Below are 26,526 nucleotides of genomic sequence, written 5' to 3'. Positions count from 1 at the left end.
TTATAGAATGATAAAGGCCGCTGATAATCAGCGGCCTTTTTTACGGCATCGTCTTTATTAAACCAGACTGAACATTATTCGTTGCTGTCGGTTTTATTTGGGGTAGCACTAGTGGCAGCACTTTTACGGCGCTTACCGACATTTTTACTATCCCGATGGCGAACCTTAACTTTGACCTTTTCTTTATTTTTCTCTTTGCGTTTGGTCTCTGCTTTTTCTTTAGCTTTCTTCGATGGCTTACGGCCATTGGTTGGCCCCGGTGCTTTGGTGGACGGGCGTAGTTCATCGATAACGCGCACTTTCAGCGGTTCTTGTAGATAACGTTCGATCTTGCCTAACAGCAGATGATCGTGAGATTCCACTAAAGAAATCGCAATGCCTTTTTTACCCGCGCGTCCGGTACGGCCAATACGGTGTAGATAGGTATCGGCAGTGCGAGGAAGATCAAAGTTGAAGACGTGGCTGATATCAAGAATATCGAGCCCACGAGCGGCGATGTCAGTGGCGACCAGAATGCTAACGGTACCATCTTGTAAGCGTTTGATAGCTTCATTGCGTTTTGCCTGAACCATTTCCCCTTCAAGGTAGAAACAGTTAATGCCGGCATCGCGGATCCACTTAACCAGTTCATGTAAACGTTCACGTTTGCGTACGAATACAATGGCCTTGTGAACATCATCCTGCTTTAGCAGATGGCAAAGCAGGGCGGTTTTATGTTTGACATCGTCAGCGCGATAATACCACTGGTGGATTTTTTTACGTTCACGGCGAGAAGGATCGGCTTCGATTTCTACCGGATCGTTGAGTAAGCGTTCAGCAAAGTCATGAATCGCTTCCCCTTCCAGAGTTGCCGAGAATAATAAAGTTTGCTTGCGCCAGCGGGTTTCGGCAGCGATTCGTTCGATATCCTGAGCGAAGCCCATGTCTAACATACGGTCAGCTTCGTCTAAAATCAGGGTTTCAACGGCGCGGCAGTCAAAATTCTCTTCTTTTATATATTGCAGCAAACGACCGGTGGTCGCGACGACAATATCCTGATTTTCGCTGAACACTTCAGCATGGTTCATATAGGCAACGCCGCCGGTAATGGTGGCGATATCTAAATGAGTATGGGCAGCCAGTTCGCGAGCCTGCTCTGCAACCTGCATGGCCAGTTCACGGGTGGGTGTCAAAATCAAAATACGTGGCGGACCGGACTTCTTGCGCGGATAGTCGAGCAGGTGCTGCAATGCCGGTAACAGGAACGCAGCCGTTTTACCGGTGCCGGTTGGGGCGGAACCGAGAACGTCACGTCCTTCCATTGCGGCAGGGATCGCTGCCGCTTGAATAGCGGTAGGGCGTTGGTAGCCCTTGTCACTTAATGCATCCAGCAATGGCTGGTCGAGATCGAGTGCGGAAAAGTCTAATACGGTCATGTCTACCTCTGCTTGGGGCGCCGATTATAGATGGATTGGCGGCGATCTTCATCTGTTATTGTCGACTATTGGGTATTTATCTTTATTTTCGGCTAGAATCGCTGCTGCATTTGGGGTGTGATAATCGGCTTATCTATTTTTTACCCCAACGATAGGATGATAATAAGCTATTTATGCAGGGTACGATGAAAGATAACGAAACGAAACCTTTACTTCGCTGCGGCGGTTTTACCTTTAAACAATTTTTTGTTGGTCACGATAGATGTGGCATGAAGGTGACGACGGATGGTGTCATTTTAGGCGGGTGGACGGACGTTCATAACTGCCAACGCGTTTTGGATATTGGCACAGGCACCGGATTATTGGCTCTGATGTTGGCGCAGCGCAGTGATGAGCGGGTAGTTTTAGACGCGGTAGAAATCGATGGCGCAGCTTATCTTCAGGCCAAGGAAAACGTGCAGGCTTCTCCCTGGCACCAGCGGATTCAAGTCTTTCATGCGGATATTCAGGACTATGCCGAACAAACCAATGAACATTATGATTTGATTATCAGTAACCCTCCTTATTTTCCGGAAGGGACGGACTGTCGTGACGAGGCCCGTTCCAGAGCACGCTATACTCATATTCTTAGTCATCATAATTTATTGATGTATGTTGATAAATTGCTGCTTCCCCATGGACGATTTGCGGTGATGTTGCCTTGTGCCTCTGGGCAATCATTAGAGCAGCTTGCGCTGAGCATGGGGTGGTTCACCCTACGTCGAACTTGGGTTAGCGATGTGCCTGATAAACCCGCTTATATTGTTTTACTTGAGTTAACCAAGACGCCGAGCATCTGCCATGAACAACACTTAGTGACTCATCAGCCGGGAAGACAAAGTTATACCGAGCAGTTTAAACAATTGGCGAAAGATTTTTATCTGGCACTTTAATGCGGCCTTATCCATCATTAACCGCAATATCATCGTAAATAGAGTGCTGAAGATTTGCCGCCTTGTTTTCAAAGAAACGTTGTAAGATTAAGGTGGTAAAGTAGAATTCATGTTAGCCTACGGTAATCAGGCTAAGCCATTGGTTTTTTAGACTGGGCCGATCGCCGAAATAGACAAATAATTTGCATATTGGTTGAAAAAACAGCTAATGATATTCATACGCGTAAGATCATGGGAACTAATCGTTACTTATGGTCTCTAATGAGTTGCTTGCTCAAATTAGTACCATAATAGAATTGGTTTGGCAGCATGATACGCATCGAGATAGTTGAGGAGATATTACCTCGAATGAGCGAGCAGTTAACCGACCAGGTGTTGGTTGAACGAGTCCAGAAGGGCGACAAAAATGCATTTAATGTTCTGGTTGTTCGTTACCAGAATAAAGTTGCGGGTCTTGTTTCCCGGTATGTGCCACAGGCGGATGTATCGGATGTGGCGCAGGAGTCCTTCATTAAGGCTTATCGTGCACTGGAATCTTTTCGCGGGGACAGTGCGTTTTATACCTGGTTGTATCGGATAGCAGTTAACACCGCGAAAAATTATTTAGTGGCTCAGGGACGTCGCCCACCATCCAGCGATGTTGATGCTGGGGATGCGGAAAATTTTGAGAATGCAGGTGCATTAAAAGAAATTTCGAACCCTGAGAACTTAATGTTGTCAGAAGAGTTGAAAAGAATTGTATTTGGAACCATTGAAGCATTGCCGGAAGATTTAAGAATGGCAATCACACTGCGTGAAATCGATGGTTTGAGTTATGAGGAAATTGCAGAAATCATGGATTGCCCTGTTGGCACCGTGAGATCGAGAATTTTTCGGGCTCGTGAAGCAATTGATAATAAAGTGCAACCGCTAGTACAGCGCTAGTTTTGTATCTGGCTTTTAGGATATTGCAAAAGAAAGGGTATTAGGCATGCAAAAAGAAAAGCTTTCAGCTCTGATGGATGGGGAAAATATAGATAACGAAGTTATCTGGTCTCTGTCTCAAGATAGAACGCTTCAGCAAAGTTGGCATCGCTACCACCTGATTCGCGATACTCTGCGAGGGGATATCAGTGAAGTGGTTCATCTGGATATTGCCGATAAGGTTTCTGCCGCATTAGCGTTGGAACCTGCTATTACAACGACAGCTCAACCAGCTGTATCACAGCCGCACCCAGAGAGCTGGAAGAAAATGCCTTTCTGGCATAAAGTTCGCCCTTGGTTTTCTCAGGTTGGGCAAATTGGTATTGCTGCGGGTGTTTCTCTGGCCGTTATTGTTGGGGTTCAGCAGTATAACCAACAAGGCATTGAAAGTACGCCAGATACACCGGTATTTAATACTATCCCGTTAGGTGGGCAGGCTTCGCCAGTCAGCTTTGATGTAGCGACTGAAGGAGCTCAGAATACCAATCAGCAGGCTTTGGAACAGCGTAAGCGTATCAATGCCATGCTACAGGACTACGAATTGCAACGTCGTTTGCATGCTGAGCAATTAAAAATTGCTCCACAAGCGAGCACAAGTGCGAAAACCAATGGTTCGACGCAAACAGGATTAACTCAGTAGTCAATGAAGCCAATTGCTTTTATTTTTTGTAGTCTGCTGGGGGGAATATTATCCCCAGCGCTAGCTTCTGCACAAAATGTAACAGAAGCGCTATTGCAGCAAATGACCAGTGCCAGTCAGACATTGAGTTATGAATTTTCCTATGTGAACGTTAGCAAGCTTGGGATTGAATCGCTGCAATACAGCCACTCTATACAAAATGGCAAACCTCTGGTTCAGCTTATCAATATGGATGGACCGCAGCGTGAAGTGATCATGCATGGTATTGAGGTGAGTTATTTTGAGCCGGGGATTGAGCCTTTTAGCATCCGTGGCGATCACATCGTTGATTCATTACCCTCTTTAGTTTTTGCCGATATCTCTCGTTTAGAAAAGTACTACGATTTTATTCCGGTCGGTCGGTCACGTATTGCTAATCGTATTTGTGATGTAATACGCGTGGTGTCACGTGATGGTTTACGTTATAGCTATATCGTGTGGTTGGATTCTGAAACAAAATTACCTTTACGGGCTGATTTACTGGATCGGGATGGTGATACGCTGGAGCAATTTCGCGTAGTGGCTTTTAACGCGGGTGATACCGTTAAAAATAAAATGGCCGATTTTTCGATGCCGGTGATGCCGCCTCTGTTGGCAATGCCCGCTGGGGATGGGGTCACTATGTCTTGGATTGCTGATTGGTTACCGCAAGGATTTACTGAATCTTCCCGTAGTCGCCACAGCATCTCAGGGGCAGATACGGTGGTTGAGTCCCGGTTATATACCGATGGCCTGTTCAGTTTCTCATTAAGCGTTGCTCCGGCTGGTTATCAGGCGGGAGAACATTTATTACGCCAGGGCCGAAGGACGATTCATACTGAGACCCGAGGTAATATAGAAATTACGGTGATTGGTGAATTGCCGCCGGCAACGGCCAAGCGCGTTGCCAATAGCGTAGTCATAAGATAAAGGCGTGAATAATGCTGCGTGAATGGGCCACAGTTATTGATTGGCAACAAGGGATTGCAACCTTACGTTGTGAACAGCGTTCAGGGTGTAGCAGTTGTCAGTCTCAACAGACTTGCGGGACTCGAGTGCTAAATAAACTAGGGCCTCAGGTTGTTCATGATTTAAAAATTCCAGTCAGCCAACCGCTATCAATCGGTCAACGGGTTGAGTTAGGTATACCTGAGTCTGGGGTTTTGTTATCGGCCTTGCTAGTTTATATCGTGCCGCTGTTAGGCATTCTATTATGTGCTTCTGTGTTTTATTCTTTTGCCGGTAGTGATATTGCTGCGGTGCTCGGTGCGTTAATTGGTGGTGGGCTGGGTTTTATGCTGGCTCGTTTCTATGCGGCCAAATTGGCAACCCATGCTTCCGTGCATCCTATTGTATTGCAAATTGCTATTCCTGCCGTTAATTCAACAGAACATTAGTCTATTTTTTGATTTCCCTTTTTGCTTATCTAAAGTACATCAATAAAAAATCACTCCGACTGGCGGAGTGATTGATTGACGAATTTTGAGCGAATTTATTATTTGTAAATAATAGCGGTACCGCGCATATTGTTACCGGTTGAAGCGGAAACAATGTAGTAACGGCTGGCACCTTGAGCTTCAGCTTTAGCCGCTAATTTATGTTCTAATGCTGACATTCCGTGACTGTTGCTCACTGACACGCTACCAATCTTATCCAAATTTTCTGTTTGATTACGAGTAACTTGTTGAGCAGCAAAACTGCTAAAAGATAAAGTGGCTAATATTGCGGCAGTAGCGATAAGTTTAACGTTTTTCATGATGAGTAACTCCAGTTAATGTTAAGGCTGAAAGGTTGTTTCCTTTCGATGTTGTTCATTATAGGCGGATGAATTAAGCTGAAAAGCGGATAGAATTGACTTACTTATTCAATTTTTTTGAACTATGGTGATCGTCTGTGTTGAGACTGAATGGATGTAAAGCCAGTACTGAGATAACGTTCTGCGTTATCCAAAGCGTTAATAGAAGATTACTCACCGCTGGATTGCGTATGTTGCTATGTTTTAGTCATGGTGACGTGTAGAATGTGCGCCAGTTTATAGATTAAGTGAATTTTTGCTGAGTGATGGGCCAATATGGCTGTTTAATCACATCAGCGGGGTTTGTATCAGCCGGATTTAGGTAAATGACTGATAATAAAAGTATAGCAAATAAGAACATTAGAAACTTTTCGATCATCGCTCATATTGACCACGGTAAATCGACGTTGTCGGACCGTATCATCCAAATTTGTGGCGGGTTAAGCGATCGCGAAATGGCCGCACAGGTTCTGGATTCAATGGATCTGGAACGGGAGCGCGGTATTACTATCAAAGCGCAAAGCGTCACGCTGGATTATAAAGCGCAGGATGGTCAGACCTATCAACTGAACTTCATCGATACCCCAGGGCATGTTGACTTCTCTTATGAAGTATCTCGTTCTCTGGCCGCCTGTGAGGGTGCGCTGCTGGTGGTTGATGCGGGACAAGGGGTAGAAGCCCAAACGCTGGCCAACTGTTACACCGCTATTGAGATGGATCTGGAAGTTGTTCCGGTACTGAATAAAATCGATTTACCGGCGGCGGATCCCGATCGTGCTGCTCAGGAAATCGAAGATATTGTTGGTATTGATGCAACTGACGCGGTTCGTTGTTCAGCGAAAACCGGCTTAGGCGTTCCTGATGTATTGGAACGTTTGGTTCGTGATATTCCGCCACCGAAAGGATCGGCTGATGAACCACTACAGGCGCTGATTATTGACTCCTGGTTTGATAACTATCTGGGCGTAGTCTCTCTGGTTCGTATTAAGAACGGTGTACTGCGTAAACACGATAAAATTAAAGTGATGAGTACCGGTCAGACATACGGCGTTGATCGTTTAGGTATTTTTACCCCTAAACGTATTGATACCGATGCGCTGGGCTGCGGTGAAGTGGGTTGGGTGGTCTGTGCAATTAAAGACATTCTGGGAGCACCTGTCGGTGATACCCTGACCAACGCCCATAAACCAGCAGAGAAAGCGCTACCGGGCTTTAAAAAGGTCAAGCCTCAGGTTTATGCGGGTCTGTTCCCGATTAGTTCTGATGATTATGAAGGGTTCCGTGATGCACTGGGTAAGCTCAGTCTGAATGATGCTTCTTTGTTTTATGAACCAGAAAACTCAACCGCGTTAGGTTTCGGTTTCCGCTGTGGCTTCCTTGGGTTGCTGCATATGGAGATCATTCAGGAACGGCTTGAGCGTGAATACGATCTGGATCTGATTACCACCGCTCCAACGGTAGTGTATGAAGTTGTGACGACCAGCGGTGAGACCATTTACGTTGATAGCCCATCTAAGCTGCCACCGTTGAATAATATTGAAGAGTTACGTGAACCAATTGCTGAGTGTCATATGCTGTTGCCTCAGGAGTATCTGGGTAACGTGATTACACTTTGTATTGAGAAACGCGGCGTTCAAACCAATATGGTTTATCACGGCAATCAAGTGGCGTTAAGTTACGACATTCCAATGGCTGAAGTGGTTCTGGACTTCTTTGACCGTCTTAAATCCACTTCCCGAGGCTATGCGTCACTGGATTATGGCTTTAAGCGTTTCCAGACCTCAGACATGGTGCGTGTTGATGTGTTGATTAACAGCGATCGTGTTGATGCCTTGGCATTAATCACTCACCGCGATAACTCTCAGACCCGCGGACGTGAACTGGTCGAGAAAATGCGTGAGCTGATTCCGCGTCAACAGTTTGATATTGCGATTCAGGCAGCGATTGGTAACCATGTAATTGCGCGTTCTACGGTCAAACAGTTACGTAAAAACGTCTTGGCCAAATGTTATGGCGGTGACGTTAGCCGTAAGAAAAAGCTATTGCAGAAACAGAAAGATGGTAAGAAACGCATGAAGCAAGTAGGGAACGTTGAAGTTCCTCAAGAAGCGTTCTTGGCTATTCTTCACGTTGGTAAATAAGTAATAAGGAGTTCGCATGGCGAATATGTTTGCCTTAGTTTTAGCTGTGGCCACGCTGTTGACGGGAGTCATCTGGTGTTTGGACCGCTTTAAATGGGCGCCTGCGCGACGCATTAAAATAGAAGCTCTCAGGGTTGAGACTGACGGGAAAATAGATGGGAAGGCACTGGCGCTGGTCGCCAGACAACCGGGTTGGATTGAAAGCTGTGTATCCATCTTCCCGGTATTAGCAGTGGTATTTATTCTGCGTTCTTTTCTGTATGAGCCTTTTCAGATTCCATCAGGCTCGATGATGCCAACGCTGTTAATCGGTGACTTTATTCTGGTAGAGAAATACGCCTACGGTGTTAAAGATCCGATTACTCAAACTATGCTGGTGAAAACCGGCAAACCGCAGCGCGGCGATATTGCAGTATTTAAATATCCATTGGATAAGAATATTGATTACATTAAACGCGTTGTGGGTTTACCGGGTGATACCGTTCACTACGATCCCGATAACAAAAAGCTGACCATTACTCCGGCCTGTCAAACAGGTACTGAGTGTCAGCCTGCCACGATGCTGGAGTATTCTCCGTTAGAGAAAAGCAGTTGGTTTATTGGTTTTGAACCGGCAGAAGGGCGCAGTGGGCAGATGACAACGCGCTTCTTTGATACCAAAACTGAAGCTGAACGCGCTGAAGGTCTGCGTGGCCTGTTTATGGCTGAACGCAATGAAAAGCTAGGCAGCGAGTTCCACGAAACATTGATGATTCCCGGCGTAGCGAATGGCGCAACCGAGTATTATCAGCAACCGGGTTCCCCGGCAAATACCTGGATTGTTCCTGAAGGTAAATATTTCATGATGGGTGATAACCGCGATAATAGTGCGGACAGCCGTTACTGGGGTTTTGTACCGGAAGAGAACTTTGTCGGTAAAGCAACGGGTATCTGGATGAGCTTTGAGAAACAAGAGGGTGAGTGGCCAACCGGCGTTCGCTTTAGCCGTATTGGTGGGATTCACTAAATCTTTTCGGTTATACTTGTCTCTAGAGTAGAACAATCCGGATTTAGGCTATGCCTGAATTCCGGATTTATTATTCATTCTCCACCGCGCAGTAGTGGTTTATACGGGCAACCGTGAAGCTACGAAATTATTTTTTCTTGTTTGGAACAATTTGTTGGTAATGCATGAACCCCATCATCATTGAGAGGCTACAGCGAAAGCTGGGTTACACGTTTCAACAGCAATCGCTTTTTCAGCAGGCACTGACACACAGAAGTGCCAGTAGCAAACATAATGAACGCCTGGAGTTTTTAGGCGATTCAATTCTGAGTTTTGTCATTGCCGACGCACTCTATCAGCGCTTTCCACGCGTTGATGAAGGTGATATGAGTCGGATGCGTGCGACGTTGGTACGCGGTAACACATTGGCTGAGATGGGCCGGGAGTTTGACTTAGGCGAATGCCTGCGTCTTGGTCCGGGCGAATTAAAGAGCGGTGGTTTCCGCCGGGAATCAATTTTGGCTGATACCGTAGAAGCGCTAATTGGCGCAGTCTTTTTAGACAGCGATATTCATCGGGTACAGCAGCTGATTCTTGACTGGTATAAGTCTCGACTGGATGAAATTAGTCCGGGAGATAAACAAAAGGATCCAAAGACCCGTCTGCAAGAGTTTTTGCAAGGCAGGCACCTACCGTTACCAAGCTATTTGGTGACTCAGGTACGGGGAGAAGCACACGATCAGGAGTTTACCATTCACTGTCAGGTGAGCGGTATCAATGATGCCATTATTGGTATCGGCTCCAGCCGCCGTAAAGCAGAGCAGGCCGCTGCAGAACAGGCGCTTAAACATTTAGGACTGGAATGACAACTGAAAAGCAAGTGACTGATACAGAGAAGAGCCATTGCGGGTTTATCGCGATAGTCGGCCGACCTAACGTCGGTAAATCGACTTTACTGAATCAGCTATTGGGGCAGAAGGTTTCTATTACATCACGTAAACCTCAGACGACCCGCCATCGTATTATGGGCATTCACACCGAAGGGGCTTATCAAGCCATCTATGTGGATACCCCTGGATTGCATATTGAAGAAAAACGCGCCATCAACCGTTTGATGAACCGCGCCGCCAGTAGTTCTATCGGTGATGTTGAGCTGGTGATCTTTGTGGTAGAAGGTACCCACTGGACGCCGGACGATGAGATGGTGGTTAACAAACTGCGTGACTTAAAGTGTCCGGTTATTTTGGCGATTAATAAAGTCGATAATGTCATGGATAAAGAGGCATTATTACCTCATATGGCGTTCCTGAGCCAGCAAATGAATTTTATGGATATTGTGCCAATCTCAGCCGAGAAGGGGATGAATGTCGATACGATTGCGCAAATTGTGCATAAGCTGCTGCCGGAAGCCGATCATCACTTCCCGGAAGATTACATTACCGACCGCTCTCAGCGCTTTATGGCCTCCGAAATTATTCGTGAAAAGCTTATGCGTTTTCTGGGGGAAGAACTGCCATATTCGGTTACCGTCGAAATTGAACGCTTTGCGCCAAATGAACGCGGTGGATACGACATTAACGGTTTGATTCTGGTGGAGCGTGAAGGCCAGAAGAAAATGGTGATCGGTAACAAAGGTCAGAAGATTAAGACCATTGGTATTGAAGCGCGTCACGATATGGAAGAAATGTTTGAAACCAAAGTTTATCTGGAACTTTGGGTGAAAGTGAAGTCTGGTTGGGCTGATGATGAGCGCGCATTACGCAGCTTGGGTTATACCGACGATCTCTGAAGGTAATCATGATAGACGGCTGGCAGCGGGCTTTTGTACTTCACGGTCGACCTTACAGTGAAACCAGTCTATTACTGGACCTATTCACTGAAAGCCACGGTAGAATTAAGCTGCTGGCGAAAGGAGCCCGCAGTCGTCGTTCTCAGCTAAAAGGCTGCTTGCAGCCTTTTACGCCGTTACTGGTTCGCTGGGGTGGCAAAGGTGGTGTAAAAACTTTACGTGGCGCCGAAGCTGTCTCTCTCTCCTTACCGCTTTCAGGTTTAAGTTTGTATAGCGGGCTATACGTCAATGAAGTTTTGTCTCGAGTGCTTGAAGACGAAACACCATACTCCTCATTATTTTTTGATTATCTGGAATGCATCCAATCTCTGGCTGGCCTATCGGGCTCACCGGAAATGGTTTTGCGTCGTTTTGAATTGGCCTTGCTGGGGCATTTGGGATACGGCATTGATTTTCTGCACTGTGCAGGGAGTGGCGAGCCGGTATCGGACAGCATGACCTATCGTTATCGGCAAGAGAAAGGCTTTATCGCCAGTCTGGTAGTTGATCATCTGACTTTCACCGGTCGTGATTTAGTGGCCTTAGCTGAACGTACCTTCCCGGATGCGGACACATTACGCGCAGCTAAGCGCTTCACTCGTATAGCGCTGAAACCTTATTTGGGGGGCAAGCCGTTAAAAAGTCGTGAGCTGTTTCGCCAGTTTAGCGTGAAAAAATCACCTAACCTCATGGTATTACCTAACGACAGTGAATAGCATTCGCCTGATTTAGCCTCTATTGTGGGCTTAATATTGGCTATCTGATTTTCTTTTGTTGCCAAATCCGGTAAAAGAATAGAATACATTTTTTAGAACGGTGCCTGCTAATGTTTCATTACTGGCTTTCCGTAGCCCATTTATCATTTAAAGAGTTCTCGGATAACCCAGCGTTGGGCCCTGTGCGTAAACTTCTTGTTAAGGTGGAGTCATGTCGGATTTATTGTTAGGCGTTAATATCGATCATATTGCTACTTTGCGTAATGCCCGCGGCACGCAATATCCAGACCCGGTACAGGCAGCGTTTATTGCGGAGCAAGCGGGCGCTGATGGTATCACCATTCATTTACGGGAAGACCGCCGTCATATTACTGACAGGGACGTAAAAGTGTTGAGTCAGACTATCCAGACAAGGATGAATCTGGAAATGGCGGTAACGGATGAAATGGTGGATATTGCCTGTGACATTAAACCTGCATTCTGTTGTTTAGTGCCGGAAAAACGTCAGGAGGTCACTACCGAAGGTGGATTAGATGTGGCTGGTCAACTGGATAAAATGACCTTGGCGGTTGAGCGCTTGGTGGATGCCGGGATTGCCGTATCTCTGTTTATCGATGCAGACCACCGTCAGATAGATGCGGCAGTTTCCGTTGGGGCAACCTATATTGAGATTCATACCGGGTGCTATGCCGATGCTAAAAGTGAGCTGGAGCGCGCGTCTGAACTACAGCGTATTGCTCATGCAGCTACTTATGCTGCGGGAAAAGGTTTGAAGGTTAATGCCGGTCATGGGCTGACATACCATAACGTACAAGCCATTGCGGCACTGCCAGAAATTTATGAGCTTAATATCGGCCATGCCATAATTGGTCGGGCTGTCATGACAGGATTGCATTCTGCGGTGGCGGAGATGAAAGCCTTGATGCTGGCGGCGAGAAAATAATTTGTGTAGTAGATTGGCACCACTGCGGAATGCATCCGAATGGTGCCAATATTGTATTTAATCTGTAATAAATAACGCGACTTTCTCTCTCACATTATCAAACTCATCCAGCAACTCCAGCCATTCAGGTTCCAAATCTTCAGGTAATATACCGTTACGCAGTTGGCTCTCTAAATATTGGCACTGTTGTTTCAGGCGAGGTACGCCGCTGTAGCTACAACTGCCGTGTAGCTTATGAATAATATTGATGATGTCATCATCCTGCTTACCGTCTAATACTCCACGGACGCGCTCTTCAACTTCGCTGAGAAACTCGATAAGAATTTTCAGTAAGTCTTTGGCCAGGTCTTCTTTATTGGCTGCCTGACGTAAGGCTAACTCCCAGTCTAGTGAGACAGGAGCAGGTGCCAGACCCGGTTTTTTACTCTGTTTGTTCTGAATGGCGCTCGCCGATTCCTGAAGATGAGATGGAATATGGCAGCGGGCTCTCAGAACGCTAAATAGCGTATCTTCATTGATCGGTTTAGCCAGGTAGTCATCCATACCGGCATTCATTAACCGTTCACGTTCGCCGATAGCCGCATGGGCGGTGACCGCGACAATGGGGGTGGTAACGTGGTTTGGCAACTTACGGATTAATTCCGCGGCCTTGATACCATCAATTTTCGGCATCTGAATATCCATCAGAATGATATCCAGATCGTTCCTTTTCGCTTGAGCAATCGCCTCTTCACCGCTGTTACACAGAATAACTTTGGCGACAATATCTTCAAGTAACACACCGATAAGCTTCAAGTTAGCGGGGTTATCATCTACTGCCATCACCGTTAACGGTAAATGATTCTGTTTATTTTTATCCGGCTCTATCACATCACTTTGCGATGATAATAGCGCACAGAATAGTCTCCCGCGGGAGAGCGGTTTAAACAGGCAAGCCTGAGCTCCTGCATGTTTCAGCGTTTCAGCATCCATATGCGGCTGATTAGGAATGGCCAGTATCAGGCGATCCGATAGCGTTAATGCATGTATCATGGTGCCATCGATATATTGCTCGATATCATTGGTGGCAATGGGAACACCGTGCAGAACAATATCGTATCTTTGATGTTTTTCCGGTACCTGATTGAAGTTGGCATAGTGAATGACTTCAACTGGTTCTGGTTGGAGAATGGTCAATGTTGCCTGCGCAGCGGCTGGATTAGCTTCGATATACAACAGGCGCTGACCGGAAAGTTTTTCCAGATAAGGTCTATCATTGGCGATGTTGCTCTCGCTGAGTTCCAAATTAATATGGAACCAGAACGTGGAGCCTTTATGTAACTGGCTATGGAAGCAGATATCGCCGCCCATCTCTTTGACCAGACGCTGGGTAATTACCAGTCCAAGACCGGTGCCGCCATGGCGACGGGAAATGCTGGCATCCGCTTGACGGAAGGCCTGAAATAGCTGCGTCTGCTGGCGCTCAGAAATACCGATACCGGTATCATGCACCTGAACCTCAATATCGACGCTGTTCTCATGCAGCGTGCGTAGTTCAATATTGATATCGATATTACCCTGCTCGGTAAATTTGATGGCATTGCCCAGCAAATTCATAATGACCTGTTGCAGGCGTAAAGGATCGCCAACAATATTATCCGGTACATCGTTATGGATATTTAGGGTTAGCTCCAACGATTTCTCATGGGCGCCATGAGCCAGTAACGTGGCGGTTTCATCCACGGTTTCCCTCAGGGAGAATGGAATATGTTCCAGTACCAGCTTGCCAGCTTCCAGTTTGGAGAAGTCCAGCACATCGTTAATAATATTCAGCAGGTTATTGGCCGAGCGTTCAATGGTTTGCAGATAATCGGTTTGGGTTGGCGTTAACGAGGTTTTCAGCGTTTGGCGGGTAAAGCCTATTACGCCATTCAGCGGCGTTCTCAGTTCATGGGACATATTTGCCAGGAACTCAGACTTAATTCTTGCCGCTTCCTGCGCTCGCTTTTTGGCCAGATCCAGTTCGACGTTTTGAATCTCCATCTGTTCAAGGGTTTCTAACAAATCGGAGGTGGCTTGGTCGATATTCTGCTGCATCTCTTCATGGTAAGCCGCCAAAGACATAGCCATGGAGTTAATGCCATTTTTCAGCATATCTAACTCGCCCAGCATATATCCTTCCACCCGGCTATCCAATTGGCCTCGACGGATGCGATCTACGGTATTAACCATATTACGGATAGGGCCTGTGACGTCACGCATCAGGCGGTAGGCAAAGAGCATCGCAATACACAGACACAGACTGAGTAGCAGCGTAGCGACAAAGATTTCTTTATATTGCTGTAGACGAACGGTACGTAAATCCAGTTCAATCGCGATATAGCCCAGTGTACTATGACCGGGTTCCAGGCTGACATCCATATCCGGCAACTGATTTTCTGACACGATTGGCGTGCGCAGTATCAGTGAATCCCCTTTGGTGGTGACGGTTAAATCATCGGGAATTGGCGCACCCTTTGGCAGTTGTAATAGGGTATAATTTTGATGGAAATTGGATGTAACCAATAAATGATTTTGCGTGTCAAAAACCGCAATAGATCGCACAATATTGGAATGACGGCGATGTAACATACTAACCAATTGTCGAACGCTCTCACGGTTGCTGAAAGTCATACCGTATTCACTGGTAATTGCCAGCGGTTCGATGATACTTGAGCCAGAATCAACCAATTGATCTTGAAGTTCGTTGTAGCGGTGAACCACGAAAAAAGTACTGATTAACAACCCGATCAACAGAGTTGGCGCGAGAATCAGTATCATCATGCGGGCCCGAAGGCTGTATTTGGTCATAAGGTTCCAATGTGGGACAATTAAATCTTAACTATTTTTTAGCTATTCAAATAGCAATTACGGATACTTTCACACAGTTATTATGGTGCAATTCTACTCGCCCGGCCGCCGTAAGGCGATACAACAGACAATAATTGTTACACCTCATGAGCTTGATACTCAAGGGCAGGGCGTTGCCCGCCATGAGGGAAAGACAATTTTTATTTCTGGCGCGCTTCCACAGGAGCAGGTTGAAGCCGTTATTTATGAGAATAAACGTAACTATGCTAAGGCTAAAACCACCAGACTATTATCTTCAAGCCCTGACCGAATAACACCGCCGTGCTCACATTATGGTATTTGCGGAGGTTGTAACCAGCAGCACGCTGTTTCAACGCTGCAACATAGTAGCAAATCTAAAGCGCTCGGCCAGCTATTTAGGCGAGAAACTCACCTTGAACTACCGCAGGGCGAGGTCATTTTTAGTCAAGGATATCATTATCGGCGTCGAGCACGGCTAGGTTTACAGTATCAGACTAAACAAAAATATTTACAGATGGGCTTTCGTCAAAAAGCTTCCAACGATTTAGTGGATATTGTCGAATGTCCGGTGCTGGTGGAAGCGTTAGAACAGCTGTTACAGCCTTTAAGACAATGCCTTAGCGGATTGGACTCGGTGAAAAAGTTAGGGCATGCTGAATTAGTGATGGCTGATAATGGTCCTTTGCTGGTTCTGCGCCATTTAGTGGCCTTATCTGATAACGACAGGGCGAGCCTGACTGAACTGGCTACGCGCCATCATATTGCGGTTTATCTGGCCGGCAACAATGACTGTCTTGAGGGCTTGGTGGAGAGAGAGTCCCATTATCAGATAGACAATTTAACGCTGGGCTTTAATCCACAGGATTTTATTCAGGTCAATGGTGCGGTGAATCAACTGATGGTGGAGCAGGCGTTAACCTGGTTAGATTTACAACCAACGGATCGGGTACTGGATTTGTTTTGCGGTATGGGTAACTTTACCTTACCGATAGCGAAACGTGCTGGTCAGGTGATTGGCGTTGAAGGGGTTGATTCGCTGGTGAGCAGAGGCAAGCAGAATGCATTGCTCAATGGGCTGTCAAATATTGAGTTTTTACATCACAATTTGGCACAAGATGTCAGTCAACAGTCGTGGGCGAAACACGGATTTGATAAAGTACTACTCGATCCTGCCCGAGCCGGTGCCGCTGAAGCGATGCCGCAAATTGTAAAATTGCAGCCTAAACGTGTGGTTTATGTTTCATGTAATCCAACCACGTTGGTTGAAGATAGTAAAATCCTACTGTCCAGCGGGTATGAGCTAAGTCAGTTGCGAATGCTGGATATGTTTCCGCAAACGGGGCATATTGAATCAATGGCTTTATTTGTGAATAAGTCAGTCTCTCAGCAGTAAGTTATGAGGAAGTGTTATGGTTGCGGTAAGAAGTGCGCATTTAAATACGGCCGGTGAGTTTGAGCTTGAAAAATGGATTAGCAACTTAGGGATTCATAATCCTGAGTCTTCTGAGCGTTTAGCAGCAACCTGGCGGTATTGTGAGCAGCAGGTTCAGGGCAACCCCGACGCTTCTTTAATTCTGTGGCGCGGATTAGAAGTGGTTGAGATTCTGGCCACGTTAAGTATGGATAACGACAGCATGCGCGCTGCGCTGTTATTCCCGCTGGCCGATGCCAAAATAGTCAATGAAGAAACTCTTAAAGAACACTTTGGCAGCGACGTGACGAATATGGTGCATGGCGTATTGGATATGGACGCCATTCGTCAGTTAAATGCCACCCAAAATAGCTCAAATACCTCGATTCAAGTGGACAATGTCCGTCGCATGTTACTGGCGATGGTAGAAGATTTCCGCTGCGTGGTGATCAAGCTGGCAGAACGCATTGCTCATCTGCGGGAAGTGAAAGATGAAGCGGAAGAAGTGCGCGTTTTAGCCGCAAAAGAGTGCTTTAATATTTATGCGCCACTGGCAAACCGGCTGGGTATTGGCCAGTTAAAGTGGGAAATGGAGGATTTCTGTTTCCGCTATTTACATCCTGACGAATATAAACAGATCGCTACTCTGCTGCATGAGCGGCGTATCGATCGGGAAATCTATATTGACGACTTTGTGCAAACCCTACGTGATTCGATGAAAGAAGAGGGGATCAAAGGCGAAATATATGGACGACCGAAACATATCTATAGCATCTGGCGCAAAATGCAGAAAAAGGCGCTGGCGTTTGAAGAGCTGTATGACGTACGTGCGGTGCGTATTGTGGTTGAGCGTTTGCAGGACTGCTATGCCGCTTTGGGGATTGTCCATACTCATTTTCGTCATCTTCCCAGTGAGTTTGATGATTATGTTGCTAACCCTAAACCTAATGGTTATCAATCCATCCATACCGTGGTTTTTGGGCCAAAAGGTCATGCGGTAGAAATTCAAATTCGTACCCGACAAATGCATGAAGATGCTGAGCTAGGCGTAGCGGCGCACTGGAAATACAAAGAAGGTGCCGTTTCAGCTCGCTCTGGCTATGACGAGCGCATTGCTTGGTTACGTAAACTGATTGCCTGGCAGGAAGAGATGTCTGACAGCGGTGAAATGCTGGATGAGGTCAGAAGTCAGGTATTTGACGATCGGGTTTATGTGTTTACCCCGAAAGGTGACGTTATCGATTTGCCAACCGGCTCCACGCCGTTGGACTTTGCCTATCATATTCACAGTGATGTCGGGCATCGGTGTATTGGTGCCAAAATAGGCGGACGAATTGTTCCCTTTACCTATCAACTACAAATGGGTGACCAGATTGAAATTATCACCCAGAAACAGCCGAATCCTAGCCGTGATTGGCTGAATCCTAACTTAGGTTTTGTTAACAGCAGTCGGGCCAGAGCGAAAATTCAGGCTTGGTTTAAAAAGCAGGATCGGGATAAGAATATTTTAGCCGGTCGCCAGATTCTGGATGATGAACTGGAGCGGTTGAATATCAGCTTTAAAGAGGCTGAAAAACTGCTAGTGCCGCGCTATAACGTGCATTCGCTGGATGAAGTGCTGGCGGGTATCGGCGGCGGTGATATTCGTCTTAACCAGTTGATTAACTTCCTGCAAAATAAGTTTAACCAGCCAACGGCAGAAGAGGCCGATCGGGAAGCGCTGCGTCAGCTTAATCAGAAGACGGCGAATGCCCAACAGCGCAGTACTAAAAATAATAGTCAGGTGGTGGTTGAAGGGGTTGGCAATCTGCTGCACCACATTGCTCGCTGCTGCCAGCCGATTCCTGGTGATGAGATTATCGGTTTTATCACTCAAGGCCGGGGCATTTCTATTCACCGGGCAGACTGCGATCAGTTACATGAACTCAAATCACACGCCCCTGAACGGTTAGTTGAGGCGGTTTGGGGAAACTGTTATTCCAGCGGTTATTCATTGGTGGTACGAGTGATTGCCAACGATCGTAGTGGATTATTACGCGATATCACCACAATTTTAGCCAATGAGAAAGTGAACGTATTGAGCGTCGCCAGCCGCAGTGATGTGAAAAAACAATTAGCGACCATCGATATGGAGATTGAACTGTATAACCTTCAGGTTCTGGATCGGGTGTTGTCGAGAATTAATCAGTTGCCGGATATTATTGAGGCCAAACGCTCGGGCGCTAAGTAATACCCGCTTCTATCTGTTACCTTTCCGTCGCAGGCGCGCGGCGGAAATTTTGTTATATCGCCCGGGTCTGGCTTAGCGCGGCTGCGATGGAATGTTAATCAGAAGATAAATCATGAATCAAATAACTGCCGTTCAGCGTTTGCTGGATATTATGAATGCATTACGCGACCCGGAAAGTGGTTGTCCATGGGATAAAGAACAAACTTTTGCGTCTATTGCCCCCTATACGCTGGAAGAAACTTACGAGGTTCTGGATGCGATTCGCCGAAATGATTTTGGTGATTTACGCGATGAACTGGGAGATTTGCTCTATCAAGTGGTGTTCTACGCGCGTATGGCTGAAGAGCAAAAGCTGTTTAACTTTGATGATGTGTGTCATGCAATTAGCGACAAACTGGAACGACGCCATCCTCACGTTTTTGATACTCAGGCGGTAAACGATAGTCAGGAAGCGCTGGCTAATTGGGAAAAACGTAAGGTTAAAGAGCGGGCGCAAAAAGAACAGTTTTCCGTACTGGATGATATTCCAGAAGTGCTACCGGCTCTGATGCGCGCCTACAAAATTCAAAAGCGCTGCTCTTCGGTTGGTTTTGACTGGACTACGTTAGGCCCGGTGCTGGACAAAGTGCATGAAGAGATTGATGAGGTGATGCATGAAGCCAAGCAAGTGGTGATTGACCAGTCTAAACTGGAAGAAGAACTGGGTGATTTGCTGTTTGCTACCGTCAATCTGACCCGTCATTTGGGGCATAAAGCAGAAAGTGCCTTGCAGGTGGCTAATCGTAAATTTGAACGGCGATTCCGTCGAGTGGAAGAGATTGTTTTAGCCTCAGGGAAAACGCTGGAGCAGGCGTCATTACAGGAAATGGACATGGTTTGGCATCAGGTAAAACTCGAAGAGAATCAGACAGAAAAATAGATTAACTTTTAAGATCTGCTTTCAGTGTTTGTTGTGGAGGAAAGGGTCTGGTATACTACTGTCCCGTCCTAGTACCTCCATTTTCGTCTTTAAACCTAACCTTCAGGTTCAGCATGACAACTAATTATATATTTGTGACAGGCGGGGTTGTATCCTCACTGGGTAAAGGCATTGCAGCTGCCTCTTTAGCCGCTATTCTTGAAGCTCGTGGCTTAAACGTCACTATGATGAAGCTGGATCCGTATATTAACCTCGATCCAGGTACCATGAGCCCAATTCAACACGGTGAAGTGTTCGTCACCGAAGACGGTGCCGAAACCGATCTGGATTTAGGTCATTACGAACGTTTTATTCGTACCAAAATGACTCGCCGTAATAACTTCACCACCGGTCGCATTTACTCTGACGTATTACGTAAAGAGCGTCGTGGTGATTATCTTGGCGCAACGGTTCAGGTTATCCCGCATATTACCAATGCCATTAAAGAGCGCGTTATCGCTGGTGCCGAAGGCCACGATGTAGCTTTGGTAGAAATTGGTGGCACGGTCGGTGATATTGAATCATTGCCTTTCCTGGAAGCTATTCGTCAGTTAGCGGTAGAAGTGGGTCGTGAGCGCACGTTGTTTATGCACCTGACTTTAGTACCGTATATGGCGGCTTCTGGTGAAGTGAAAACTAAGCCTACCCAGCATTCAGTTAAAGAATTGCTGTCGATTGGCATTCAACCGGATATTCTGGTGTGTCGTTCAGACCGCGCAGTCCCAGCCAATGAGCGAGCGAAAATTGCGCTGTTCTGTAATGTTCCGGAAAAAGCAGTTATTTCTCTTAAAGACGTTGACTCGATTTATAAGATTCCAGGCCTGTTAAAATCACAGGGTTTGGATGAGTTTATCTGTAAAAGATTCCACCTTAACTGCCCGGAAGCCAATCTGGCCGAGTGGGAGCAGGTGATTTATGAAGAATCTAATCCAACGCGCGAAGTCACTATTGGCATGGTCGGCAAGTACGTTGAGCTGCCGGATGCGTATAAATCTGTCATCGAAGCATTAAAGCATGGTGGACTGAAGAATCGATTCAGCGTTAATATAAAGCTAATCGATTCGCAGGATGTCGAGGCCAGAGGTGAAGAAGTATTAGCCGGTCTTGATGCGATTCTGATTCCCGGTGGCTTTGGTTACCGTGGTGTAGAAGGCAAAATCACCGCTGCTCGCTATGCTCGCGAAAACAAAATCCCTTACTTGGGCATTTGTTTAGGTATGCAGGTTGCGATGATGGAATTTGCACGTAACGTTGTTGGCATGACCGACGCAAACTCAACCGAATTTGTGCCAGACTGTAAGTACCCGGTTATTGCGCTGATTACTGAATGGCGTGATGAGGAAGGGAACGTAGAAGTTCGCACAGAAGAGAGCGATTTGGGCGGAACCATGCGTTTAGGCAGCCAGCTGTGTCACTTAACTGAAGGCAGCCTGGTGCGTAAACTGTATGACGCGCCAACAATTTTAGAACGTCACCGTCACCGTTATGAGGTGAATAATATGCTACTGCCGCAAATTGAAGCGGCGGGTTTATGCGTAGCGGGTCGTTCAGCTGACCATAAATTGGTGGAAATTATTGAGCTTCCGGATCATCCGTGGTTTGTGGCCAGTCAGTTCCATCCAGAATTTACCTCGACTCCACGTGATGGTCATCCGTTGTTTGCTGGCTTTGTTAAAGCCGCAGGGGAATACCAGAAGCGTCAGGGCGAGTAAACGGTTAGCGACTGTAATAAAAAGTATTCAGTGAACCTGGCTTAGGTTAACGAAAATGAGAAGCGTTGAATGTGTTCAGACACCACGCTTATCAACAAGACTAAGCCAGAGTGAACGACGGAATAAACCGTCGCAGTTTACAGTTTGTAGTTTAATCAACTTGTACTGAGGAAAACCGAATGTCCAAAATCGTTAAAGTGCTCGGTCGTGAAATTATCGACTCTCGTGGCAACCCTACCGTTGAAGCTGAAGTTCATTTAGAAGGCGGCTTTGTTGGTCTGGCTGCTGCGCCATCAGGTGCTTCTACCGGTTCCCGCGAAGCTCTTGAGCTGCGTGATGGTGACAAAGCACGCTACTTGGGTAAAGGCGTATTGAAAGCGGTTGCTGCAGTTAATGGTCCAATTGCGCAAGCCGTTATCGGTAAAGACGCGAAAGATCAGGCTAACATCGATAAAATCATGATCGATTTAGACGGTACTGAAAACAAATCTAATTTTGGTGCTAACGCTATTCTGGCGGTTTCTTTAGCAGCCGCTAAAGCAGCAGCAGCGTCAAAAGGTATGCCTTTGTTCGAGCACATTGCTGAACTGAACGGCACTCCGGGTAAATTCTCTATGCCATTACCAATGATGAACATCATCAACGGTGGTGAGCACGCTGATAACAACGTTGATATTCAAGAGTTTATGATTCAGCCTATCGGCGCTAAAACTCTGAAAGAAGCGGTTCGCATCGGTTCTGAAGTGTTCCACACCTTGGCTAAAGTTCTGAAAGCGAAAGGTATGAGCACGGCGGTTGGTGACGAAGGTGGCTATGCGCCTAACCTGGAGTCTAACGCTGCTGCACTGGCTGCGATTAAAGAAGCAGTAGAGCAAGCGGGCTATGTTCTGGGTAAAGATGTAACTTTAGCTATGGACTGTGCAGCTTCTGAGTTCTATAACAAAGAAACCGGTAACTACGAACTGAAAGGCGAAGGTAAAACTTTCTCTTCTAAAGAGTTTACTCACTACCTGGAAGAACTGACCAAACAATACCCAATCGTTTCTATCGAAGATGGTTTGGACGAATCTGACTGGGATGGCTTTGCTTACCAGACTCAAGTGATGGGTGACAAGATTCAGTTGGTTGGTGATGACCTGTTTGTAACTAACACCAAGATCCTGAAAGAAGGTATCGAAAAAGGTATCGCTAACTCTATCCTGATTAAATTCAACCAGATCGGTTCTCTGACCGAAACACTGGCTGCTATCAAGATGGCTAAAGATGCTGGTTACACAGCGGTTATCTCTCACCGTTCTGGTGAAACTGAAGATGCCACTATCGCTGACTTAGCGGTTGGTACTGCTGCAGGTCAAATCAAAACTGGTTCTATGAGCCGTTCTGACCGTGTTGCTAAATACAACCAATTAATCCGTATTGAAGAAGCGCTGGGTGACCGTGCTCCGTTCAACGGCTTAAAAGAAGTGAAAGGTCAGGGTTAATTTTTAATCCGCTTTTAGCTTAACGAAATCCCGTATTGGTAAACGATCAATACGGGATTTTTATTTTTCGTTGTTTTGTCAGAGAAAACTATGTCATATCCGGTAAATGAGTTATTTCAGACCTTACAGGGTGAAGGGTACTTTACTGGCGTTCCGGCCATTTTTATCCGTTTGCAAAGCTGCCCGGTGGGTTGTAGCTGGTGCGATACTAAACATACTTGGGAAAAGCTGGCGGACCGTCAACGACCAATAGGAGAGATATTGGTAAAAACTGTGGAAAGTGACCAATGGAGCGAGGTTTCAGCCCATGAATTATTGGCCATTTTACAACAGCCGCACTATACCGCCCGCCATGTGGTGATTACTGGTGGCGAGCCTTGCCTGTATGACCTAAAGCCTTTAACGGAATTATTAGAGCAACACGGTTTTAGCTGCCAAATAGAAACCAGCGGTACCCAGCCGATTAAATGCTCTGACGATACTTGGGTGACTGTTTCACCAAAGATAAATATGCGCGGTGGCTTACCGGTGATATCACAGGCATTGCATCGCGCTGATGAGATCAAACATCCGGTCGCGCGTGAGCGTGATATTGAAGAATTGGATCAATTACTCACCATGCTGAATGATAGTAAGCAGCGGGTTATTGCATTACAGCCGATAAGTCAGGGAAAGCGGGCAACCGAATTGTGTATCGAGACCTGTATTGCGCGTAACTGGCGGTTATCGATGCAAACGCATAAGTATTTAGGCATTGAGTGAGGTTGATGCAACGCAGCGATGCCAGTATGAGAGTTTATTCACTGGATTGAGTGCCCTGAAGGTCGAAGTAGATAGGGCACTTTATTGTTCAGCGGATACGCGATGGGAAAAAACGTTACTCCCCGCGATAGATACAGCCTGCGGTACAGGTTTCTTTTACCATAATGGCGCTGAGTATCGGTAACTGTGGTTTTAGCTGTTGCCAAATCCACTGCGCTAGCACTTCGCTGGTAGGGTTTTCCAAACCGGCAATATCATTCAGGTAGTAGTGGTCTAAACGGTCGAGAATCGGCTTAAAAGCCGCTTTAATTTCAGAAAAATCTATTACCCATCCAGTATGTGGATCCACTTCGCCGGTAACTTCAACTCTGACCATAAAAGAGTGCCCATGCAAACGGCCACATTTATGCCCTGTTGGTACATGAGGTAAGTGATGTGCGGCTTCAAAAGTAAAATCTTTAAATAGTGTGGTAACCATATTGGCCTCTGATAATTATTGCGCGGCCATAGTACTAAAAAGTCGTCGTCGTTGCCACGTTATAAGAATATCAATGGGGTATCCGGTTAAAGCCCTAAGGAAGGCGCTGATGAGGTCATTTTACATAAGCGTTGGGTCGCTCCATTTTATTATATTGGTAAATCATTGCTGAAATATTGCCCCGAATATTCGTGCGCTGGTGTTTAACGGATTGATTGTATCGCTATATTTTTATTATCCATTTAATGAATAGCTAAAAAAATCAATATAACCATGTCGTTATTATCAAAAATAATTTTTATGTGGCCCGGTTTGTAGCAAAAGCCTTTGCAACGATCTATGGTTTGATGTTTTATAAATTAATTAGCGAGCAATGAAGATAAAAAACAAATCATTATAGATAAAAAAATTCGTTGCCCGAAATAGAATAAATAGACTAGACAGGGGAATAAAAATGTTGGATGTAACTCAGTTTGATCAAATTAACCCACCTTATCGTTTGCTTATGGGACCTGGGCCAATTAATGCGGATCCGCGCGTATTACGTGCCATGTCCAGTCAGCTAATCGGTCAATACGATCCCGTCATGACCGGTTATATGAATGAAGTCATGGAGCTGTATCGTGGACTTTTCCGTACTCAAAATAACTGGACCATGCTGATTGATGGCACGTCTCGTGCAGGTATTGAGGCGATTATTTTATCTGCTATTCGTCCTGGCGATAAAGTATTGGTGCCGGTATTCGGTCGTTTTGGCCACTTGCTCTGCGAGATAGCTCGCCGCTGTCGGGCTGAGGTGCACACCATCGAAGTGCCTTGGGGTGAAGTATTTACTCCGGATCGCATTGAGGACGAGATTAAAAAAGTGCGTCCGCGCATGCTATTAACGGTGCAAGGCGATACCTCCACAACCATGCTACAACCGCTGGAACAGTTAGGGGAAATCTGCCGTCGCCATGGCGTTTTATTCTATACCGATGCAACAGCATCATTCGGTGGTAACGTTCTGGATACCGATGTCTGGGGATTGGATGCGGCTTCTGCTGGGTTACAAAAATGTCTTGGCGGACCGTCGGGTAGTTCACCGATTACCCTGAGCCCGCAGTTTGAAGAAGTCATTCGTCGTCGTAAATGTGTGGAAGAGGGTATTCGTACCGCTGAGCATGTTGATGGCGATGATGAAATGATCTATTCCAACTATTTTGACCTTGGCATGATTATGGATTATTGGGGACCGGAACGCTTGAATCACCATACCGAAGCAACCAGTATGCTGTTTGCCGCCCGGGAATGTGCCCGACTGATTCTGCAAGAAGGTGTTGATGAGTGTATTGAACGCCATCGGTTACACGGTAATGCGCTGGTTAAAGGCATTCAGGGCATGGGGCTGGAAACATTCGGCGATCTTGACCATAAGATGAATAACGTACTGGGCGTGGTGATACCACAGGGCGTGCATGGTGAGCAGGTTCGAGAAATGATGCTAAATGATTTCTCGATTGAAATCGGCACCTCATTTGGTCCATTGCAGGGCAAAATCTGGCGTATTGGCACCATGGGCTACAATGCGCGTAAAGATTGCGTATTGCAGACGCTGGCCGCGCTGGAAGCGGTATTAAATCGTCTGGGCTTTAAATCAACTCAGGGTCAGGCACTACAGTCAGCTTGGGATTATTATGACGCTGAAGCCAAAGTTTGATGATGAATAAAGAGATTAGCTTTTTATGCTATTAATCAGCGGGAGAGATTTCCGTTGGGGTCGTAGCGGCGAAAGCCGCCGGAGTGCCCCTAGGGAATCTAGGCCCGCTGCTCGCAGTAGCTAATATAGTTTATATCCCGGCCAAACACGATGTTGATATTGCGATGGTATGTTTTAGGCCGGAATATCCACAAAAGTTAATTTTCCTGATTGATTATTGCTCTAAGACCGCCAGTTAAGGCGGTTTTTTATTTCTAACTGAATACCACGTCCTATGGACGTGGTTATCGACTTTAGGCTCTGCCAGTAAGGCTACTCATGGGAAAATCCGAATCTGTTATCCCCATAACTGATAAGGATTTAACCATGAGTAGATTCGAAAAAGCATCGCATGTGCTATGGCATTGTCAATACCATATAGTCTGGACGCCCAAATGCCGATTCCGAATATTGAAAAATAATGTAGGGAAAGAGGTGTACAGACAAATAAGAATTTTGAGTGAACAGCTCCATATAGAAATAGTGGAATTAAATGTTCAATTAGATCACGTTCATTTATTAGTCAAGAT

The 26,526-nt window shown here is 46.2% G+C and carries 23 protein-coding genes; 19 read left to right on the top strand and 4 right to left on the bottom strand.

Translation table 11 applies throughout. The features are described 5' to 3' along the window. Nucleotides 1–74 precede the first annotated feature (74 nt). On the bottom strand, nucleotides 75–1,415 hold the full coding sequence (srmB, locus tag BMZ28_RS00115; protein WP_047780317.1) for an ATP-dependent RNA helicase SrmB: 1,341 nt from the start codon (nucleotides 1,413–1,415) through the stop codon (nucleotides 75–77). Between the two features lie 185 nt (nucleotides 1,416–1,600). On the opposite strand from srmB, the gene BMZ28_RS00110 reads away from it, so the two are divergent. The 5 genes from BMZ28_RS00110 (at nucleotide 1,601) to rseC (ending at nucleotide 5,365) form a co-directional block, all read left to right on the top strand. Further along, a complete protein-coding gene (locus BMZ28_RS00110; protein ID WP_126467124.1) occupies nucleotides 1,601–2,347 on the top strand; it encodes a tRNA1(Val) (adenine(37)-N6)-methyltransferase in 747 nt (248 codons plus the stop codon). Between the two features lie 348 nt (nucleotides 2,348–2,695). After that, complete coding sequence (gene rpoE, locus BMZ28_RS00105) at nucleotides 2,696–3,271, top strand: RNA polymerase sigma factor RpoE (protein WP_047780319.1); 576 nt, start codon at nucleotides 2,696–2,698, stop codon at nucleotides 3,269–3,271. 46 nt (nucleotides 3,272–3,317) lie between these two features. Beyond that, nucleotides 3,318–3,950: an anti-sigma-E factor RseA gene (gene rseA / locus BMZ28_RS00100; RefSeq protein WP_047780320.1), complete on the top strand. Its 633-nt coding sequence runs from the start codon at nucleotides 3,318–3,320 to the stop codon at nucleotides 3,948–3,950. A gap of 3 nt (nucleotides 3,951–3,953) precedes the next feature. Beyond that, on the top strand, nucleotides 3,954–4,898 hold the full coding sequence (gene rseB / locus BMZ28_RS00095; protein ID WP_047780321.1) for a sigma-E factor regulatory protein RseB: 945 nt from the start codon (nucleotides 3,954–3,956) through the stop codon (nucleotides 4,896–4,898). Nucleotides 4,899–4,909: 11 nt separating this feature from the next. Next, entirely contained in the window at nucleotides 4,910–5,365 is a 456-nt protein-coding gene (gene rseC / locus BMZ28_RS00090) for a SoxR-reducing system protein RseC (RefSeq protein ID WP_047780322.1), read from the top strand. Between the two features lie 98 nt (nucleotides 5,366–5,463). Here the strand turns inward: rseC and bhsA are convergent, their stop codons facing one another. Then, the gene (gene bhsA, locus BMZ28_RS00085) at nucleotides 5,464–5,724 is read right to left on the bottom strand and encodes a multiple stress resistance protein BhsA (protein WP_074819946.1); all 261 of its coding nucleotides are present in this window, start codon (nucleotides 5,722–5,724) and stop codon (nucleotides 5,464–5,466) included. A 365-nt stretch (nucleotides 5,725–6,089) separates the two neighbouring features. Between bhsA and lepA the strand changes: the two genes are divergently transcribed. The 6 genes from lepA to pdxJ all read left to right on the top strand — a co-directional run bounded on the left by lepA (nucleotide 6,090) and on the right by pdxJ (nucleotide 12,376). Further along, nucleotides 6,090–7,904, top strand: coding sequence for a translation elongation factor 4 (gene lepA, locus BMZ28_RS00080; RefSeq protein ID WP_047780324.1), 1,815 nt, complete (start codon nucleotides 6,090–6,092; stop codon nucleotides 7,902–7,904). Nucleotides 7,905–7,920: 16 nt separating this feature from the next. Then, nucleotides 7,921–8,910: a signal peptidase I gene (gene lepB / locus BMZ28_RS00075; RefSeq protein ID WP_047780325.1), complete on the top strand. Its 990-nt coding sequence runs from the start codon at nucleotides 7,921–7,923 to the stop codon at nucleotides 8,908–8,910. A gap of 164 nt (nucleotides 8,911–9,074) precedes the next feature. Then, on the top strand, nucleotides 9,075–9,755 hold the full coding sequence (gene rnc / locus BMZ28_RS00070; protein WP_047780326.1) for a ribonuclease III: 681 nt from the start codon (nucleotides 9,075–9,077) through the stop codon (nucleotides 9,753–9,755). Beyond that, the gene (gene era, locus BMZ28_RS00065; RefSeq protein WP_047780327.1) at nucleotides 9,752–10,678 is read left to right on the top strand and encodes a GTPase Era; all 927 of its coding nucleotides are present in this window, start codon (nucleotides 9,752–9,754) and stop codon (nucleotides 10,676–10,678) included. The genes rnc and era overlap by 4 nt, the downstream gene beginning before the upstream one ends. Before the next feature lie 11 nt (nucleotides 10,679–10,689). Beyond that, nucleotides 10,690–11,433 (top strand): DNA repair protein RecO, encoded by a 744-nt coding sequence (gene recO / locus BMZ28_RS00060; RefSeq protein WP_074820573.1) that lies wholly within the window; start codon nucleotides 10,690–10,692, stop codon nucleotides 11,431–11,433. Nucleotides 11,434–11,644: 211 nt separating this feature from the next. Continuing rightward, nucleotides 11,645–12,376, top strand: a complete 732-nt coding sequence (gene pdxJ, locus BMZ28_RS00055; RefSeq protein WP_047780328.1) for a pyridoxine 5'-phosphate synthase — start codon at nucleotides 11,645–11,647, stop codon at nucleotides 12,374–12,376. A 57-nt stretch (nucleotides 12,377–12,433) separates the two neighbouring features. On the opposite strand, the gene barA is transcribed toward pdxJ, so the two are convergent. Next, entirely contained in the window at nucleotides 12,434–15,205 is a 2,772-nt protein-coding gene (barA, locus tag BMZ28_RS00050; RefSeq protein ID WP_074819944.1) for a two-component sensor histidine kinase BarA, read from the bottom strand. 82 nt (nucleotides 15,206–15,287) lie between these two features. On the opposite strand from barA, the gene rlmD reads away from it, so the two are divergent. The 6 genes from rlmD to queE all read left to right on the top strand — a co-directional run bounded on the left by rlmD (nucleotide 15,288) and on the right by queE (nucleotide 23,780). After that, a complete protein-coding gene (rlmD, locus tag BMZ28_RS00045; RefSeq protein ID WP_074819941.1) occupies nucleotides 15,288–16,619 on the top strand; it encodes a 23S rRNA (uracil(1939)-C(5))-methyltransferase RlmD in 1,332 nt (443 codons plus the stop codon). Between the two features lie 16 nt (nucleotides 16,620–16,635). Then, nucleotides 16,636–18,867 (top strand): GTP diphosphokinase, encoded by a 2,232-nt coding sequence (gene relA / locus BMZ28_RS00040; RefSeq protein WP_074819936.1) that lies wholly within the window; start codon nucleotides 16,636–16,638, stop codon nucleotides 18,865–18,867. Nucleotides 18,868–18,979: 112 nt separating this feature from the next. Continuing rightward, on the top strand, nucleotides 18,980–19,786 hold the full coding sequence (gene mazG / locus BMZ28_RS00035) for a nucleoside triphosphate pyrophosphohydrolase (protein WP_047780332.1): 807 nt from the start codon (nucleotides 18,980–18,982) through the stop codon (nucleotides 19,784–19,786). A gap of 113 nt (nucleotides 19,787–19,899) precedes the next feature. Continuing rightward, nucleotides 19,900–21,537: a glutamine hydrolyzing CTP synthase gene (gene pyrG, locus BMZ28_RS00030; protein ID WP_074819933.1), complete on the top strand. Its 1,638-nt coding sequence runs from the start codon at nucleotides 19,900–19,902 to the stop codon at nucleotides 21,535–21,537. 179 nt (nucleotides 21,538–21,716) lie between these two features. Continuing rightward, nucleotides 21,717–23,018, top strand: a complete 1,302-nt coding sequence (eno, locus tag BMZ28_RS00025; protein WP_074819930.1) for a phosphopyruvate hydratase — start codon at nucleotides 21,717–21,719, stop codon at nucleotides 23,016–23,018. A 90-nt stretch (nucleotides 23,019–23,108) separates the two neighbouring features. Next, nucleotides 23,109–23,780 (top strand): 7-carboxy-7-deazaguanine synthase QueE, encoded by a 672-nt coding sequence (gene queE, locus BMZ28_RS00020; protein WP_074819927.1) that lies wholly within the window; start codon nucleotides 23,109–23,111, stop codon nucleotides 23,778–23,780. A gap of 115 nt (nucleotides 23,781–23,895) precedes the next feature. Here queE and queD read toward each other — a convergent pair whose 3' ends face one another. Beyond that, entirely contained in the window at nucleotides 23,896–24,258 is a 363-nt protein-coding gene (gene queD / locus BMZ28_RS00015; RefSeq protein ID WP_047780336.1) for a 6-carboxytetrahydropterin synthase QueD, read from the bottom strand. A 454-nt stretch (nucleotides 24,259–24,712) separates the two neighbouring features. On the opposite strand from queD, the gene BMZ28_RS00010 reads away from it, so the two are divergent. Both BMZ28_RS00010 and tnpA read left to right on the top strand, forming a co-directional pair. Then, on the top strand, nucleotides 24,713–25,957 hold the full coding sequence (locus BMZ28_RS00010) for a pyridoxal-phosphate-dependent aminotransferase family protein (RefSeq protein ID WP_047780337.1): 1,245 nt from the start codon (nucleotides 24,713–24,715) through the stop codon (nucleotides 25,955–25,957). 366 nt (nucleotides 25,958–26,323) lie between these two features. Then, nucleotides 26,324–26,526, top strand: a 203-nt coding sequence (gene tnpA, locus BMZ28_RS00005) for an IS200/IS605 family transposase (RefSeq protein WP_139211618.1), incomplete at its 3' end; no start/stop codon positions are given.

The sequence above is a fragment of the Pragia fontium DSM 5563 = ATCC 49100 genome (genome assembly GCF_900112475.1).
Classification (GTDB): Bacteria; Pseudomonadota; Gammaproteobacteria; order Enterobacterales; family Enterobacteriaceae; genus Pragia; species Pragia fontium.
This window is presented reverse-complemented; position numbering and strand designations above follow the sequence as displayed.

Excerpts from the sequence above, each read along its gene's own strand:
- srmB (WP_047780317.1), bottom strand. The coding sequence starts at position 1,415 with ATGACCGTATTAGACTTTTCCGCACTCGATCTCGACCAGCCATTGCTG.
- BMZ28_RS00110 (WP_126467124.1), top strand. The coding sequence starts at position 1,601 with ATGAAAGATAACGAAACGAAACCTTTACTTCGCTGCGGCGGTTTTACC.
- rpoE (WP_047780319.1), top strand. The coding sequence starts at position 2,696 with ATGAGCGAGCAGTTAACCGACCAGGTGTTGGTTGAACGAGTCCAGAAG.
- rseA (WP_047780320.1), top strand. The coding sequence starts at position 3,318 with ATGCAAAAAGAAAAGCTTTCAGCTCTGATGGATGGGGAAAATATAGAT.
- rseB (WP_047780321.1), top strand. The coding sequence starts at position 3,954 with ATGAAGCCAATTGCTTTTATTTTTTGTAGTCTGCTGGGGGGAATATTA.
- rseC (WP_047780322.1), top strand. The coding sequence starts at position 4,910 with ATGCTGCGTGAATGGGCCACAGTTATTGATTGGCAACAAGGGATTGCA.
- bhsA (WP_074819946.1), bottom strand. The coding sequence starts at position 5,724 with ATGAAAAACGTTAAACTTATCGCTACTGCCGCAATATTAGCCACTTTA.
- lepA (WP_047780324.1), top strand. The coding sequence starts at position 6,090 with ATGACTGATAATAAAAGTATAGCAAATAAGAACATTAGAAACTTTTCG.
- lepB (WP_047780325.1), top strand. The coding sequence starts at position 7,921 with ATGGCGAATATGTTTGCCTTAGTTTTAGCTGTGGCCACGCTGTTGACG.
- rnc (WP_047780326.1), top strand. The coding sequence starts at position 9,075 with ATGAACCCCATCATCATTGAGAGGCTACAGCGAAAGCTGGGTTACACG.
- era (WP_047780327.1), top strand. The coding sequence starts at position 9,752 with ATGACAACTGAAAAGCAAGTGACTGATACAGAGAAGAGCCATTGCGGG.
- pdxJ (WP_047780328.1), top strand. The coding sequence starts at position 11,645 with ATGTCGGATTTATTGTTAGGCGTTAATATCGATCATATTGCTACTTTG.
- barA (WP_074819944.1), bottom strand. The coding sequence starts at position 15,205 with ATGACCAAATACAGCCTTCGGGCCCGCATGATGATACTGATTCTCGCG.
- rlmD (WP_074819941.1), top strand. The coding sequence starts at position 15,288 with ATGGTGCAATTCTACTCGCCCGGCCGCCGTAAGGCGATACAACAGACA.
- relA (WP_074819936.1), top strand. The coding sequence starts at position 16,636 with ATGGTTGCGGTAAGAAGTGCGCATTTAAATACGGCCGGTGAGTTTGAG.
- mazG (WP_047780332.1), top strand. The coding sequence starts at position 18,980 with ATGAATCAAATAACTGCCGTTCAGCGTTTGCTGGATATTATGAATGCA.
- pyrG (WP_074819933.1), top strand. The coding sequence starts at position 19,900 with ATGACAACTAATTATATATTTGTGACAGGCGGGGTTGTATCCTCACTG.
- eno (WP_074819930.1), top strand. The coding sequence starts at position 21,717 with ATGTCCAAAATCGTTAAAGTGCTCGGTCGTGAAATTATCGACTCTCGT.
- queE (WP_074819927.1), top strand. The coding sequence starts at position 23,109 with ATGTCATATCCGGTAAATGAGTTATTTCAGACCTTACAGGGTGAAGGG.
- queD (WP_047780336.1), bottom strand. The coding sequence starts at position 24,258 with ATGGTTACCACACTATTTAAAGATTTTACTTTTGAAGCCGCACATCAC.
- BMZ28_RS00010 (WP_047780337.1), top strand. The coding sequence starts at position 24,713 with ATGTTGGATGTAACTCAGTTTGATCAAATTAACCCACCTTATCGTTTG.